The 15186-nt window shown below is 54.5% G+C and carries 13 protein-coding genes and 1 pseudogene; 9 read left to right on the top strand and 5 right to left on the bottom strand.

All coding sequences use genetic code 11. The features are described from left to right. Positions 1–30: 30 nt before the first annotated feature. The 6 genes from HNQ72_RS30765 (at position 31) to HNQ72_RS26565 (ending at position 4969) form a co-directional block, all read left to right on the top strand. Positions 31–156: an ABC transporter gene (locus HNQ72_RS30765; RefSeq protein WP_244654578.1), complete on the top strand. Its 126-nt coding sequence runs from the start codon at positions 31–33 to the stop codon at positions 154–156. A gap of 138 nt (positions 157–294) precedes the next feature. Continuing rightward, positions 295–885, top strand: coding sequence for a hypothetical protein (locus HNQ72_RS26585; RefSeq protein WP_183997010.1), 591 nt, complete (start codon positions 295–297; stop codon positions 883–885). Between the two features lie 64 nt (positions 886–949). Then, positions 950–1543 carry a protein-S-isoprenylcysteine O-methyltransferase gene (locus tag HNQ72_RS26580; protein ID WP_183997008.1) on the top strand — a complete coding sequence of 198 codons (594 nt, stop codon included), beginning with the start codon at positions 950–952 and terminating at the stop codon, positions 1541–1543. Positions 1544–1550: 7 nt separating this feature from the next. After that, the gene (locus tag HNQ72_RS26575) at positions 1551–2336 is read left to right on the top strand and encodes a hypothetical protein (RefSeq protein WP_183997230.1); all 786 of its coding nucleotides are present in this window, start codon (positions 1551–1553) and stop codon (positions 2334–2336) included. Then, positions 2333–3214, top strand: coding sequence for an SDR family NAD(P)-dependent oxidoreductase (locus HNQ72_RS26570; RefSeq protein WP_183997006.1), 882 nt, complete (start codon positions 2333–2335; stop codon positions 3212–3214). The genes HNQ72_RS26575 and HNQ72_RS26570 overlap by 4 nt, the downstream gene beginning before the upstream one ends. Before the next feature lie 654 nt (positions 3215–3868). Beyond that, a complete protein-coding gene (locus HNQ72_RS26565) occupies positions 3869–4969 on the top strand; it encodes a Fic family protein (RefSeq protein ID WP_183997004.1) in 1101 nt (366 codons plus the stop codon). Positions 4970–5077: 108 nt separating this feature from the next. Here the strand turns inward: HNQ72_RS26565 and HNQ72_RS26560 are convergent, their stop codons facing one another. Next, positions 5078–6292 carry a GGDEF domain-containing protein gene (locus HNQ72_RS26560; protein WP_183997002.1) on the bottom strand — a complete coding sequence of 405 codons (1215 nt, stop codon included), beginning with the start codon at positions 6290–6292 and terminating at the stop codon, positions 5078–5080. A 2048-nt stretch (positions 6293–8340) separates the two neighbouring features. Here HNQ72_RS26560 and HNQ72_RS30445 point away from each other — a divergent pair. Beyond that, positions 8341–8628 (top strand): hypothetical protein, encoded by a 288-nt coding sequence (locus tag HNQ72_RS30445; protein WP_188868375.1) that lies wholly within the window; start codon positions 8341–8343, stop codon positions 8626–8628. A 7-nt stretch (positions 8629–8635) separates the two neighbouring features. Here the strand turns inward: HNQ72_RS30445 and HNQ72_RS26555 are convergent, their stop codons facing one another. The 3 genes from HNQ72_RS26555 to HNQ72_RS26545 form a co-directional block, all read right to left on the bottom strand. Further along, positions 8636–8830, bottom strand: a complete 195-nt coding sequence (locus HNQ72_RS26555; RefSeq protein WP_183997000.1) for a hypothetical protein — start codon at positions 8828–8830, stop codon at positions 8636–8638. An 821-nt stretch (positions 8831–9651) separates the two neighbouring features. Beyond that, entirely contained in the window at positions 9652–9975 is a 324-nt protein-coding gene (locus HNQ72_RS26550) for an oxidoreductase (RefSeq protein ID WP_183996998.1), read from the bottom strand. A gap of 770 nt (positions 9976–10745) precedes the next feature. Then, on the bottom strand, positions 10746–11153 hold the full coding sequence (locus HNQ72_RS26545; RefSeq protein WP_183996996.1) for a hypothetical protein: 408 nt from the start codon (positions 11151–11153) through the stop codon (positions 10746–10748). A 439-nt stretch (positions 11154–11592) separates the two neighbouring features. Between HNQ72_RS26545 and HNQ72_RS31015 the strand changes: the two genes are divergently transcribed. Further along, positions 11593–11718 (top strand): hypothetical protein, encoded by a 126-nt coding sequence (locus tag HNQ72_RS31015; RefSeq protein WP_280518295.1) that lies wholly within the window; start codon positions 11593–11595, stop codon positions 11716–11718. A 1664-nt stretch (positions 11719–13382) separates the two neighbouring features. Further along, a pseudogene (locus HNQ72_RS31400) lies at positions 13383–13538 on the top strand (hypothetical protein); the annotation flags it as partial. 708 nt (positions 13539–14246) lie between these two features. Here the strand turns inward: HNQ72_RS31400 and ypfJ are convergent. Beyond that, positions 14247–15143, bottom strand: a complete 897-nt coding sequence (gene ypfJ / locus HNQ72_RS26535; RefSeq protein ID WP_183997228.1) for a KPN_02809 family neutral zinc metallopeptidase — start codon at positions 15141–15143, stop codon at positions 14247–14249. Positions 15144–15186: the final 43 nt, after the last annotated feature.

The following is a 15186-nucleotide window of genomic DNA, read 5'->3' as shown; positions in this document are numbered from 1 at the left end:
CCCGATTCCGAAATAGGAGAGGACATCTTTATGAGCAGACTTATGATTATCGCAGTCGCAATCGTGTCAGTCGCCAGCCTGAGCGGATGCGGGATGATTGGTAAGGGCAAGGGGAAGGCCCCGCCGCCTGCAGCGCAGACAGCCGTGTACAAGTAGCTTTCGAGATCGACGGGGAGCATCCGCCGATGCTCCCCGTCGTATGAAATATGTCAATTTCTTCCAATCATTCGCGTTCGAATTGAGAGGCTGGCAGCTCTCGCTCGAATTCTGGCGTCCAAGGGAAAGAGCAGGTTGATGCCGGGTAGAAAGTACTTCGCGTCCCTCATGGTCTGCCTGTCTCTGTTTATGGTTTCCTGCCAAGGTGACGACAAACCGCCGCTACCGCGTTACATATCGACTTACCAAAACAGCTCCGATTCACCCGCCATCGCCTCTCGACGTCCTGAACGTCGGTATTTCATTGAATTTCGTTCACGCTACGCGCTGACTTATGGGCATTCCTATGTCATTTTTGGACAATTGGGAGCCAACGGCCAGGCGATTACTCGCGAGGTGGCCGGGTTAGCACCAGCTACAAACGATCCGCTCCCCTACGTCCTTGGTCACTTCATTCCGGTACCTGCCGAGACGGGTGAAAGTGATGGCGATCTGGAGGAGGAATATCGTTCGGCAAGTTGGCGCGTCGTGCTGACCAGGGCTGAGTATGAGAAAGTCGTAGCCCATATCCGCATGCTCAAAGCCAAATCAAAGGTCTGGCTGGCGTCCGTGAGCAACTGCAATGCCTTCGTGGCAGATATTGCGCGTTCCATGGGTTACAAAGCACCTTCGATCTATCTTAGACCTCAACAGTTCATCACGAAGCTTCGCGAGCTGAACGGGGGATGAGAATGGATAAGCAGAGCGCTAGACCGAGAAAGCGACCACTAGCCGATCGCCCTGGGTGCCTTAGATGAATGCATCCTCAGCCATTATCGGCGAGTCTATTTGGGTGGCCGGCATCATATGTTGGTATATTATTCGCCGCCCTTTCGAACGGCGGGCCAGGGCCATTCGCGTTATCGATAATCGTCGTTCTGTCGTCGATAGAGTTGGCTTGTGGGCGGCAGTCCTGGGGCAAGGTCTTGTCCCGGGTGTTTATATAGCGACAGGCATGCCGGCCGTTGCGGACTATCCTGCCCACATATGGGCTACCGCCCTTGGCACTGTCCTGTTCTTTTCCGGTCTGTGGCTTTTTCGGAAAACTCATAAGGAACTCGGCAAGAACTGGTCGATCAGCTTGGAAATTCGTGACAAGCACAAATTGGTGCACACAGGCCCTTATTCACGCGTCCGTCACCCAATGTACAGCTCATTCCTGTTGTTGGCATTTGGTCAGATGTTCCTGCTGCCCAACTGGGCTGTAGGACTGGCAGGGCTTCTGGGCTTCTCTGTGCTATTCTTTCTCCGGGTAGGAAAAGAGGAACACATGATGATGGAAACCTTCGGCAATGATTATCGAAACTACGCGAAAACAACGAAGCGGATCATTCCCTATTTCTATTGAGGCGCATATGCGAGGCCGTGCCCTTAAAATATCTGCGTCACGCCGGCTCGTCGGAGATCTGATGCGGTTTTCGATTGGAATACCCAGGGTAACTGTCCAAAGAAAAATGGATCTCGGACTCCTGTTGGCGGCACGGAACACGCGGACCCGACGTCCCTCCTGGACAGTACTTTTCCTAAAGGGATATGGAGTCCTTGCTCAGGAGATACCTGAACTTCGCCGCGCTTACGTCAAACTCCCCTGGCCGCATTTCTACGAGTATTCGAAGAGTGTTGCTTCTGTCGCTTACGAGCGCGAGCATCAAGGCGAGCGTGCTGTTTTGCTTGCTACCATCAGGCATCCTGAAAGCCGTTCGATATCCTCCATCCAGCAGATCGTCGAAGAAACGCGCTCAGAGCCTATCCTGACGATCAAGCAATTCCGGCGCGCTTTGCGGTTCGCCAAACTGCCCGGGCCGGTGAGGTGGCTATTAATGTGGCTTGGTCTTAATCTCGCAAGACAGCGCGAACGATTTTTCGGTACGTTTCAGCTTTCGGTCTATTCGGGTCTAGGCGCGGAATCATTGAACCCACTGACGCCGCTCACCACGCTTCTCAATTGGGGGCCGATCGAAGAAGATGGAACCATCAGCGTTCGAATTCTTTACGATCACCGGGTAATGGACGGCGCAACGGTCGCGCGCGCGCTAGCGCGTTTTGAGGCGATCTTGAACGATGATGTCGCATCCGAAGTCAAGCAACTCCCCGGCGAAGAAACAATCATGACTACCTCCAAAACCGGCACAATGGAATGATTGATGAAAAAGCATCCAGACATGCCGTTGTGGTCGTCGGCGGATCACGTGGGATTGGGAAAGCGATCGCCAAGGTTGCTGCCAGCGAGGGTCGTCCTGTCGTACTCGTTGCCCGCTCGCTCGAACATCTCGCTGAGGCTGCCAGCGAGATTCGCATCGAGGGAGGCGAGGCGTTTATTCTGGATCTGGACCTCTGTTTGGCCGGTGCCCCGGCGCATTTGGAAGAGTTCCTAACGGAGAAGGGGCTTCTCTGTGATGTGCTCGTCAATAGCGCCGGATACGGGTTGCGCGGCGCTGCGAGCGTCCTGCCGATCGACAAGCAGATCGGTATCATTGACGTCAATATTCGGGCGTTAAGTGAGCTGACGCTCCATTTCCTGCCAGGAATGTTGAGGCGAAGGCAAGGTGGTGTGATCAATCTGGCATCTGTTGCGAGCTTCCTTCCAGGCCCCAATATGGCTATGTACTACGCGAGCAAGAACTTCGTGCGTTCGTTTTCCGAAGCTCTGAATGCCGAGCTTCGCTTTACCGGTGTGACCGTAACCTGCGCCGCGCCGGGACCTGTCGCTACTGAATTCCTAGATCACTCTGGAGCCGGAAAAGTATCGTTATTCAAAATTCTTCCCAGATACCCGGCTCCCTACGTAGCCGAGCACGTCTGGCACGGTTTCAAGTCAGGACGTCGACTTGTAATTCCAGGTTTTTCGGCAAAGATCGCAGCCACGACTGCGAGAATGTTACCAACAGGTTTTCTGCTGTTTGTTGTTGGCCGTTTGCAGCGCCGGAGTAGCGACCTCTGCCCTTGCGGCTCAGGCCTTCGGTACAAAGCTTGCTGCCGTGCCACACATAAAGCCAACGGTCGCAAATCACGCACCTGATGAACGGATAGTACCGTAGTGAGATACATTCGGCCTACGCGACCAGCAATCCTGTTAAACTTCGACTAGTAAGCGCTGACGAACGACCAGACGCGTTAGTTGGTGGAGCCGGCCGAACGGCTTCAGCCAATAATCCCCGAAGCTGACCCCGCGGCGATGAGCCTGGTGGTTGTTCGATCAGCGGTTAGAACTTCTTTGCCTCGATGGAGAAGCCGACAGTTGCGCACGATTTTCGCGCACCGCACTGCAGGGGCTGGATACCCATGAACGGGACAGCGCGCTTCGTCACGCAAAGGTTTCCGATGTTCCTGCTCGGCGGGATCTTCGGAAAGATGGTGGACGATAGTGGATCGATTACTTCGATCGCTCCGTTCCTGACAAAACGGCTGGGCGTCAAGCGGACGATGCTCTCGGCTCAAAATGGCTTGATGAAATGTCGTTGGCCATAATCATTCCGTTTCTCTCGGCGGTAATGCCGAGGGCGAGCGGAAATAGGATGTGCCCTTTAATAAAGTATGTTCGGCAAAAGGCAGCTTTTTCAGATTGTCACGCTGCAGTGAAGCACGTGGGATTTTTATAGCTGAGCGATAGATAGGCTTGCCATGGCTCATATACGTGGATATTTCTGAGTTATAGAAATATGGGCTATAACTCATGCAGTGGAACTGGCAGAGCGCCGATTGGCCAAACTTCAGGTACGAAGCTGCAAGCCTCTTACCATTGGAGCAGAAATTCCTGCAATCCGCCGGCGAAGTCATCGGTGCCGTTCGGCATTTCGACGAGGACGACAGCAGCCAGCTTCGCATTGAATTGTTGAGCGACGAAGCGATCAAGACCTCAGAGATCGAGGGGGAGTTTCTCGACCGCGTAAGCGTCCAATCATCACTCCGCCGGCAGTTCGGGCTCAATAGCGATGATCGACAGGTCCGTCCCCAGGAGCGGGGGATCGCCGAGATGATGGCTGACGTCTATCGAAGCTGGCACGGGCCGCTGCACCATGAAAAACTGTTCCACTGGCACTCAATGCTGATGGCAGGAAATCGATATATCGAAACGGTTGGTGCTTACCGCAAGCATGAAGACGCCATGCAGATCGTGTCAGGTCGATTGGACAAGCCCACAATCCATTTCGAGGCTCCCCCATCTCGTCAGGTTACAGTTGAGATGGAGACCTTCATCGCATGGTTCAATCAATCTGGGCCAACCAATGAAACTCCGCTTCAAGCTTTGGCGCGCGCAGCTATCGGCCATCTTTACTTTGAAAGCATACATCCATTTGAGGATGGCAATGGCCGAATTGGGCGGGCGCTTGCTGAGAAATCCCTGGCGCAAAACATAGGGCAGCCAAGTCTCATATCGCTCGCCTTCACAATCGAGAAGAACCGAAAGGCCTACTATTCCGAACTTGAGCGCCACCAGCGTACACTCGACATCACCGATTGGGTCATTTTTTTCTCGGAAACGATCCTGGATGCTCAACGTGCAACGCTTGAGCGCGTAGATTTCTTCATCAAGAAAACAAAGTTCTACGACCGTTTTCAAGGCAAACTGAACGAGCGGCAGGAAAAGGTGATCGCGCGCATTTTCAAGGAAGGCACGGCAGGCTTCGAGGGGGGGCTAAGTGCTGAAAACTACATCTCGATCACAGGCACATCCCGCGCAACAGCGACACGCGATCTTCAGCATCTCGTGGAGATCGGTGCCCTGACGCGCACGGGCGAACGACGGCATACCCGCTACTCGCTGTTGCTGTAGAAATAAATCGTTTCTCCGGCTTAAATACCTTAACCTAGGTCATTCTCTCTAGGTGAAAGACTGTTTGATTGCACTCAAGGCGCGCTTGTCCAAAAGCGCTACATCGAGTTAGGACGCCTCCGTCGCCACTACCCGCAACTGACGATGCAAGGGATCGGCTTGCGGTTGCAGCAGCAATTCGTTTGGTCCTGTGGTTTCAACGCGATTCCGCCCAAGGGCCTTCGCCCGGTAGAGCGCGCCATCGGCGCTTGCAAGCATCCCGGCGAGGTCGTGGCAGTCCGGTGCCGCAAGGCCAATACTGACGGTGGCCCGGGTTTTCAAGCCCTCTGCCCGAGCGGCTGCTTTGGCAAACCGGCTTGCGATCGCCGAGCCGCGACTGAGAGCTTGGGAATGGTCGCATCGTGGCAGAAGCGCAGCGAATTCCTCACCGCCCAGCCGGGCAATAAGCGCGTCGGGGCCCGCTTCTTCGCGTGCGGTTTCGGCGAACAGCTGCAGAACCTTATCTCCGGTTGGATGTCCGTGACGGTCGTTGATCGCCTTGAAATGATCGAGGTCGAAGGCGAGTAGGGAGACGGGGTCACCATGCCGCTCCCGTAGGATCCGATCTGCCTGCTCAAAAAAGGCGTGACGGTTTGCAAGCCCAGTCAGCTGATCGGTTTGTGACATGCGGAGCAGCTGGAGCTTTTCCTCCTCTCGAATAATCATCAGAAAGGACATCGGCATCGCGACCGAGTACAAGACGGCCTCGTACATCGTCGCCTTCCCGACGATCGAGATAATATCTTGCCCGTACTGCTGAACGAGAACAGGGGCAATAAACGCCCGACCAAGGTAGAACACGGTATGGACGGCCGAGATCGATACGGCGATCGGACGGGACCGCAATTGCTGGATCGTGGGGCTGCGTAGAAGTATCCATGCTGTCAGGCCGCAGGTCAGCGCGATGGGGATAGACGAGACATGGTTCCAGAAGGCGGCAGGAAAGTGCGTGCCAGCGATCGCCCAGACGATGGCTAGGAAGCTTAGCGCTGCGACGGACGACCAGAAATAGCGGTGACCGTCCAAGGCGGCGCTGGCGTTAAGGACCAGAAGATAGCCGAACATCATTAGGATGTTGGTCGCCCCCATGCCGAGCGCGACCGGAAAGTGGCTGCGGTTCATTGCAAGCATGCTGCCGAGAACGAACGCGAAGAGTGCCGTGGCCAGAACACCGATCACGCGTGCGCGACCTGGATGAGCTTGCCTTTCCCAAAGGAGAAGCGACGCTGACACCAGCAGCGTTCCGACGGTTAAGTACCAAAGGGTTTGTAAATCGATCTGCATTGCTCTGCCTGCCTTACGTCAAAGCCTACAGCGTGGTCTTTATTAGATCCTTTAAATCACCTCTCATATCGCGGACATGGTTGGCGTAACCTTAAGCGTGCTGTTGAGTGCGGGCTTTAAGTCTAGGGGTGCGTTCCGCGAAAGGGCTTACCGGCTGATCGAATGCGTCGGTATGCGTGCAAGAGGCGAAGCTTAGACTGTGACCCCTATGACTTCTTTCCTGACTGTTATCACGACCAGTCGGTGAGGAATTCCTTCTCTGTGGGTCGTTACCTCCGAGCTTCTTCGCAACGGTCCGTTTGTCGGAATCGTCGGCGGCAAGTCGCCGAATCCGCTGGCCTTGAGCTTGGGGCCTTGTCCTGTGTTCTATTAGAAGGAGTTTTGTCAGGTCACCGGTTCACATCCTTTCAAGACCAGTGTTTCAACGGTGGCGTTCCGTGGGAGCGCCACCAGGTGAGTAGCTTATCGGCCTTGATGTTAGGCTGGTCCCTTCCCAATCGCAGTGTCCCCAATGACAGTAGTACCTGTCCAGTCAAGAGATAGCGAGCCGGTGGCTGCGATCTATCTTTGAACATGGCTGTCGGGTGATCGGTGCCTTCTCCCGTAATGGACAAAAGTCAATTCTTGTGGCTTCCTGGTTGTGTGCCGTTTTTGGCGCGCCTCTGACTTGCAGTCTTTCTAGCCCCTCGGAACCACCCGAGGGGCAATTTGCGTGTACGGTCTCGCACTCTTTCCTCTCCGATGTATCACGGCTATATCGATTGTGTGGGTGCAATGGAGGCTAGTCTCCTTCCAACTACAGTAATCTCTAAGCATTTTACATGTTGCTGCATCAACCGAAGCGGTGCGGGCACCCAGTTGATATTACGACAGCAGATTGCGGAAATGAGCGAAATTGTGCACGCTGGCTTTGAAAGCCCGACCCTATCCTTCGTCCGTGATCTAACGATTGCCGAGCTCATCGGTGATATAGTCGACAATGTGGATGTGTATGCTGAGGCAATGGAAGCGGTTGCGATGCTTGAGACAGACGCTGTTTGCGGGGCCTATCGAGGTACCGGTTGGAGTGTTTGGTTCTGGCGGACTTCTCATACGGGGTCCATCCATTAGATTCTGGGTGGGCAGCGGAACCTTTTCACGGCCTTCGTAGTTTTAACCCGCCAAACCCTCGTTGCGTCCGCTCCGGGGCTGGGTAACAAGCTCCGCTACTTCCCACGAAGTTGTAGCGGGGCTTTTTATTTTAGGGCAGCAGCAGCAGAATTGAGCCTTCACGCTTACTATTATTCGAATAGTCTCTTGCGGACCTAGATAGTTACCTGAATATTACCTCGTTCAATCGCGAGGCATATTATGGCAGGCAAAAGGCTTTATACTGTCCGTTCTCCGAGACTTACATTTCGGAAGCGCCCGAAGACACCCGTAAAAAATGTGCCGCTTTCCATCCGCCCAGCTGAGCCCGATATTGTGTTCGTCTATGCTGACGAAATATTGGATCACGTGTTCGTAGAACCGTCTAATGATAACGAACACCGGTATTGGTCTTCAAAGTGAGCAGCTTCGCGCAAGCAAATTCGACCATCCTCCGGTAGCTGTCATTACCCCTCTTGGACAGCTGAAAGGGCCGGACAGCGTTTTAGTCCGGCCCACTGTTCACCTGATGTCAGGGCGGTGGCCGATCCAATCAAGCCCCTGTGACGCGGCCAGCTTTAAGCAAGTCTTGGCATATACCGATCGCGGTAAGTACTGAGCGAGAGGGATTCGAGATGGTTTGGCGACCTGTGTCTTCGTTAGCTGCCAACAAACTGGTCTTCCTTGAGTTCGACCACCTGACGAGCGCCCATTGGATAGGATATGTGAACGCGGATGGGATTTGCGAGTGGCCGGAGAAGGTGGCGGGCTGTCGGCCAACCGGTTGGCAGGACACGCTCACTAACATCTCGGCGGTCGCTAAGTTCTGCAAGCAAGCGGGGGTTTAGGCGGATTTAAGCCAGATACAACCGGAACAAGATGAAGAAGCGGGATGTTGACCCTAGAGAGAAAGGGTTTACATGCAGAATTTTCACCTAAATGCAGTCTATGCCGATTGGAGTGCTCTTGATCCGGAAGGAAGCCCCTTTGCTGATCTTGCGGCCGCGAGAACAGAAGCGTTCGCGTCATTGTGCACGCTCGCGGTTCAAGACTTCGCGCAGGGACGTCGAATTGGAATCCGTCAGATTGCGAGCCGAGAGGGCGACTTAGATACGGTTACCCTTGCAGACGTGCTGCTAGTCACTGTCCCATTTGATGATGACTCATTTTTCTCGACCGTGGTGGCGAAGTTAATGTCCACCCGGTAAAACGGTCTTAGCAGTCAAGTCGCAATTCTTTGCGAACAAGCGACCGCTTCTTGAGTGCTTTTACGTAATCACTGGCGCAGCGCCGGTTGATGAAGCGCATCTTCTCTATAATATATCCTTTCCTCAATCGAACGATGTAGCGCTCGCCCTCAGGATACAATTCGACATCGAACGGTCCTTTGCGCCAATCGGTCTTACTCATTGCTTCTCTCGCAATGCGAACCAGCACCTTCAGGACAGATCTCCGAACGTGGTCACGATCAATGAGATAAGGATCTTCCGCGAGAGTGAAAACGGTCGCTGACACGAGCTGCTCGCGCAAGTGGGCATCGCATGTGTAGCGTGCCGCCCATCTGTGAAGCATCGGGCGGAGGTCCGACGTTTGCCGCCGATCTGCGTCTGGATAGTAAGAAATCATCGTGCCCCTTTCATAGGTGGCGAAGGCGCAAAAGCCCCCAAGTCAACGCCGCCAGCTGCTCGCGCCAGCGTTCGTAAGCAGAGCCTAAATCACATTCCTTAGCCCGTCCACGTTAATCCGCCTACATACGATACCCGACACTCTTCTTCGGATGGTCTGCCCTTTCTCGACCACCGTGCATCGCTGGGAGAGAGGTTTATTTAAGCTAAGCCGCAGAACAAATTCCTGGGAAGCTTAACTGAAAGATGCAAGTCCAGCCCGAGTGAAAGGCCAGACTTGCACCGTGCTTGTTGCGGATCAGCGGTGTCTGCCAATCCTAGCCGCTAACCTGCCTCAGGATCCCGAGTTCCATCGGCAGTGGAAAATGCTTGGGCCGGCCATCTACTCGATGTCAGGGCGGTGGCGAAAAGAAACGGAACCTTTTGCGGTGTTCGCCGTTAGATGGCCGCCAGACTCTTGTTGCGTACACATCGAGAATAAGGCCGGCCCCGCTGCGATCCCAAAGCCGCAGCGGGGCATTTTGATGTCAGGGCAGTGAAGCAATCCGCCGATAAAAAAGCCCCGTTGAAACGAGGCCTTTTCCCTTGCACTTTTAAGCGCTGGTTTTAGCAGGAAGTTCCTGCCGTACCCGCGCCCGGATTAGTGCTGCCGCCGTTATTCTGCTGAGACTGGGCTGCGCCCTGAGTGCCACCGGGAGCACCGCAATTGGTATTCGAGCTACCCATGTCTTTTCCTTGATTGCCGGAATTGCTCATCCCGCCAGAATTATTCGCACCAGACGAGTTGCTATCGCTGCTGGTCCCACTGCTGTTGCCGCCGCTTCCGCTGTTGTTGCCTCCGCCACCGTTGTTGCCGCCGCTCGAGCTCTGAGCCAGTGCCGAAGTTGCCAGACCGATCGACAGCGCTGTTACCGCAAGAATTTTCAACATTTGGATTGTTTCCTCGTTGACCCTACATGGCTCGAACCTTGCTCGTTGAGAATAGTTCCGCGTCGTGGGTCGCATGGGACGATGTCAGGGGGGCGGGGTCAGTCAGATCCAGAACAACGAGTCTTCGTCAGCGTATTTTTCAGGTGTCCCACCGTCGCTTAGAAACTCCAGCCAATAGCTCGCCGCGACCTCCTCGGTGTACTCACCTGGGTTTCGCCCAAATGGCAACTTTCCGCTCTGGAAGCATTTCGTCACGACTGCCTGCACGAAACGACAACGGAATTCTTCTTCTGACATGCCGACGTCTATATCGCTCAGTCTCTTAACGATCGAGGGGTAATGTCGCTTTGGGCGAGTGGAATCGTCGGGGGCGTTTGCAGACCTGCGGGAACTATCTCCCGGGCCCCTTGTTGAGCCAGATCGCTGAGCAAGATGGCAAAAAGCCAATAGATTTATCGAACGACGCTGTTCAACCTACTCGGAAATTTCAGAAGCCGGTCCCAACGGGTTGGTCAACAGGACGGAACAAGGACGGCTCAACGTCAGTCGCGACGGGCGATACACCGAGAAGGTAGACACTAGCAAAACGTCGGAGGAAGAGCGTAAGCGGACGCCCGGAAAGGGTTGACCCTCGCGCAATAACGACGTGAGGTCAAAGTGGAAGCAGAAGCCCTCATTGAACTCTCTAAGCCCCTGATGCAATTACATGAGGCGATTGATCAAGCAAACGAAGTGGTGGGACGGCTCACGAACGAAGAGCCGCAAGCAACTTAATTGGGCTTCGCCTTCCGAGTGATCACAGACCGCCGCTTGAGTGTTCTCAGGTACTTGCGCGCTGATCGTTCGCTGATGAATTTCATCTCTTCAGACTTTTGGCCGTCTGCCAAGCGCACAACGTAAAACTCGCCGTCCGGATACATCTCTACATCGAGTGGTCCCTTGCGCCGGTCTATCGACGCAACAGTTTCCTGCGCTGTCCGAACGACGATCTTGTAGAGCGATCTCCTGATGGATGAGCCACTAAGTCGCTCGGGCGCGTCTGCGACTTTAAAGATGGTCGCGTCCACGATGCGCTCTCGGAGATTTGCGTCCTGTGTGAACCTTGATGCCCACTCGCGCAACATTGGGCGCAGGTCGAAACTACGAGAATGGCTGTTGTCGTTTAAGGAAGAAGGCATGACGCTCCTCTCTCTTCTTCGAAGGCGAGCGCACTTAGTAACCCTCAGTCGCCACCGCCAACGGTCCCGGTTGGTAACGATAGTTGGTATATAATCCTTTCCTGATAGAGTGTCGAACTCCTCTTTTGAATGTACGCTGGCGTACCGTTCAGACTTTGCTTGAGCATTCTGTTCCGGTGATAGCCACGCTTCGTCCACAAGCGTTCGCGAGATGTTAAGCTAGTAAGATTTTCCGATCATCAGGCAGAACAAAAAGACCCGCCGAGCGGGTCTAGTTGAGGTTCGGGGAAACTCTAAAGCGGCACGTACAGGTCCAATCGAATGGAGGAGATTGGACCTGTACCAGCGACTTCTGGAGGTGGATCAGGTGGTTCAAGCCTGATCGCGCCCTTCAAACAATGCAGGTTCTATTTAGTTCCCTCTAAATCAGCGGATCTCAATGCTGCAAAGGACAAACAACTGGGCTTACGAGGTTACGGTCGTTTTGACGGCTTTTTCCGGCGGGGCCTTCATCATGTCAACCCGCAGCGCGGTCGAAGAAGCGTCGCGGTCGAAGAACATCTGACACTGGATAGTATGGCGGAAGAGCTCGCACTTGGCGCGGAGGTCCGATCCGACGAGCGAGGCTGTTCGTGATGCGCAGCGAAGAACGTCATCTCAACGCATTCTGCGCCGACGAGGAGAGTGAGCGACGCCGGGAAATGGCGACAGAGCGACTCTTATGAAAAGGGCTGCCACAGGCCGAGGCCAACGTACTGAGAAAGATTGAAGCGGATGCGGAAGAACTCGACAAACTCGAGATCGCAGCGGTCGAAGCGTTTCAGCGCGGAGATAGGGACGCTGCTCTATTCGGGAGGCGCAACTTCGATGCGCAGTCTGATCCAGCGGTACGCATAGAAGCCGGACGGATCAGGCGGGGGATCGAGCACTATTATCTTGTCTCCGGTCCAGGCGAACCGGTTGTAATAACCAAACCAAAAGGCGGCTACGTCCCCGCCTTCGAGTGGGGCATGGGGATGCGAGCTGCCCCGACAAAGGAAGAGCTTGTTCCTGCCCCGATCAATCCCGTCGAGACGCTTCCCGAGATCAGCGTCAAGCGTCCCGTCTCAGACACATTTTGGTCGGCGCCGCGCCTGCTCAGTGCTGGCCTGTCGCTATTCTGCCGCAGGCGCTGAGATATCGGTCAGCCAGTCGCTCCATCAACCTAATTGATGCTGGACCGCGAAGCTGCCACGATCTCCGACCAAATGTACGCCACCGTACCCAGTGGAATAAGCTACTGCAAAACGGCTAAGCTTGCCTCCTTGAAGCGGAGAGCGTTCGAATGGCGAGTTTCAAAGCCGCAGTCGACCTAGTCTTTGGGGGCACCTCGCTAGTCGGAAGTCAGAGGTCGCGGATTGCTGACGTTCTCGTGTTATCGGATTGCGGTTCAGCAGCATGACGCACGCGCGAATTTATCCTGATCTGACTGAAGATCAATTCAGGAACCGCTTCATCCGGGCGGTGATCGCCATTGGCTTTCGGGACGGCAGGCTGCCATTCGGTCGCGATCCGGGTGGCTACGCTGCCGATGTCGCTCCTAGCTATTGGTCGGTTTACGTGAGCGATGGCGGAACGCCAGAGAAATACGCCACTGAGGACGCATCATTTTGGGAGTAGGCCCTAGGATGGCCGTTTGCGGGAGCCCTGTAGCTTAGGCGAGGTGATTTCACTCGTAAAAGGTCGGCGATAGCCAACCACTTCATCCAGATGACTAAACTTTAATTGACTGCGAAAACGACAGCCTAAATCTGCCTCAATTCAACTGTTGCCACTTGATTGACCATTTGCCGATTCTACTTAGATCAGATCAGATCAGATCAGATCAGATCATATCGCTGGTCGCAGGTTCACATCCCTTCAACGGAACCAGACGATTAAAAGATATTGATCGAGTTATTTCGCAAGAAATCGACCTATCTTTATCTATTACTTAAAATCGCATGCGTGCTGCCAGGTCATATTTACTACTCAGACACCTCTCGGGCCGCTAATTCACAAACCGTGACTGGGCGGTTGGCATAAATAAGCCCGCTTAGTCTCAAGCCTTTTTAAGTTTGTTGTAATATTAGGGACATCTACTTTGATGGGGACTATATCGTGTTGAAGCGCCTGCTGGCGGATCGGAGAGGTAATTTCGCAATCCTCACAGCGGTTCTGCTACCTGTGCTATTTTGAGCGGCAGGTCTTGCACTCGATATCTCGAACATAATGGTCTCGAAACGAAACCTGCAAGAGGCGACCGATGCTGCGGACCTGGCAGCTGCTACATCTCTTGCGCGTGATCCCAACGCGACGTCTGAGGCGGCGAGGAGCTCGCTCTTACGTTTTTTAAAGGACAAATAAAACACCTTCTTCCCGCTGGCGATGCCGACGATATTTTAAAGGCGACGATTGCCTCGGTCACAACGACGACCTCAGCAAACGGAAAGCGGTTTGTTGTCACCATCAACTCGAACTACGTGATGCCACTCACACCGTTCATGGCTGTTTTCGGAAAGACATCGACGGACGTCACAGCAAGCAGCTCATCGTCCAGCGGAATCAGTCAGACTAAAAACGCTTTCCGCGACAAAACCACGCTTGAGTTTCTGCCGAAGGGCATGCGGTTTCGTCTCGAAGGTTCATTGCCGTTGCGGCACCTACGGCCGGGCCAACTGGCGAACCGCTCCAATGATGCGAGAATAGTCGTAGGGCTTCTCGAAGAAAAGCGTCTGGCGGGGCAAACCGGCTTGAGAAGACCGCGCCAACCCCGACGCAATACCCCCCCCGACAGTAGGCCTTCCAATCTGATCTTGTGTTTAAGGGCCAAACCGCCCGACGATCCCGTCATATGAACAAGCGGAAGAGGCCACGAGCATCTCGAAACCGGCATCGCCGAGAGCGTCAACGGCGTCCAACCGGATGAAGGGCTCGTCTTCAATGAGGAGGATGGTTTCGAATGCTGCGCGCGTGGTTTCCTCAAACTTAGCGATACGTTCGGCCTGACCTATAATTCCTCCTGCGGTTTGTCATTCGCATTTTGGTCATGGATCAGGACCGGCAAGACCGTTTTCAGATAGGACTAGAAAAGGTATCACACGCCTTCATGTCACCGGTGTCGAAGCCACGCTTGAACCAGGCCACGCGCTGCTGCGACGTTCCGTGGTTGAACGATTCGGGCACGACGTAGCCCTGACTACGCTTCTGCAGCGTGTCGTCGCCAATCTGCTGAGCAGCATTGAGAGCCTCTTCGAGATCGCCGCCTTGAAGCAGCCCCTTTTGATCGGTCTGCTTACCCCAGACACCGGCAAAACAGTCTGCCTGCAACTCGACGCGCACGGACATCTGGTTTGCTTCGACCTCGCTCATTCTTTTCCTAGCTTCATTGAAACGAGGCAGGACGCCAAGGAGGTTCTGGACGTGGTGGCCGACCTCATGCGCGACAACATAGGCCTCCGCGAAATCTCCTGCGGCGTCGAACTGCTGGTCAAGCTGGCGGAAGAAAGCTGTATCGAGATAGACCTTTCGATCCTGTGGGCAGTAGAACGGACCAGATGCAGACGAGGCAAAACCGCAGGCCGATTGCACCTGGCCTGAAAACAGGACCAATGCCGGCTCCTGATATTCAGCGCCATTCGCTTTGAACACGTTGTTCCATGTGTCCTCCGTCTCTGCCAGGACCGTTCGAACGAACGCTTTCGTCTCGTCGTTCGCCGGCGTGCCGCTAACCGTTTCCTGCTGAGTGCCGGGCAATTCCATTCCGCCTTCTGAGAGAAGTGTCAGTGGATTAATGCCGGTGATCCAGCAAACAATCAGGATCATGACGATACCGCCGATACCCAACCCGCCGCCACGAGCCCCGCCGCCTCCAATCGGGATCCTGAAGCCACCGCCACGTGAACCGAACCCGCCTCCAGAACCTCTGAGGTCTTCCACGTTGTCTGACTGACGACGACCCTTCCATTCCATGGCTTTATCCTTTCGAATGACACCATCAAACGGGAAATTACAG

Source organism: Aliirhizobium wenxiniae, from assembly GCF_014201355.1.
GTDB classification, from domain to species: Bacteria; Pseudomonadota; Alphaproteobacteria; order Rhizobiales; family Rhizobiaceae; genus Neorhizobium; species Neorhizobium wenxiniae.
Note: the sequence above shows the minus strand (reverse complement) of the source record. Positions and strands in the feature narration are given on the sequence as shown.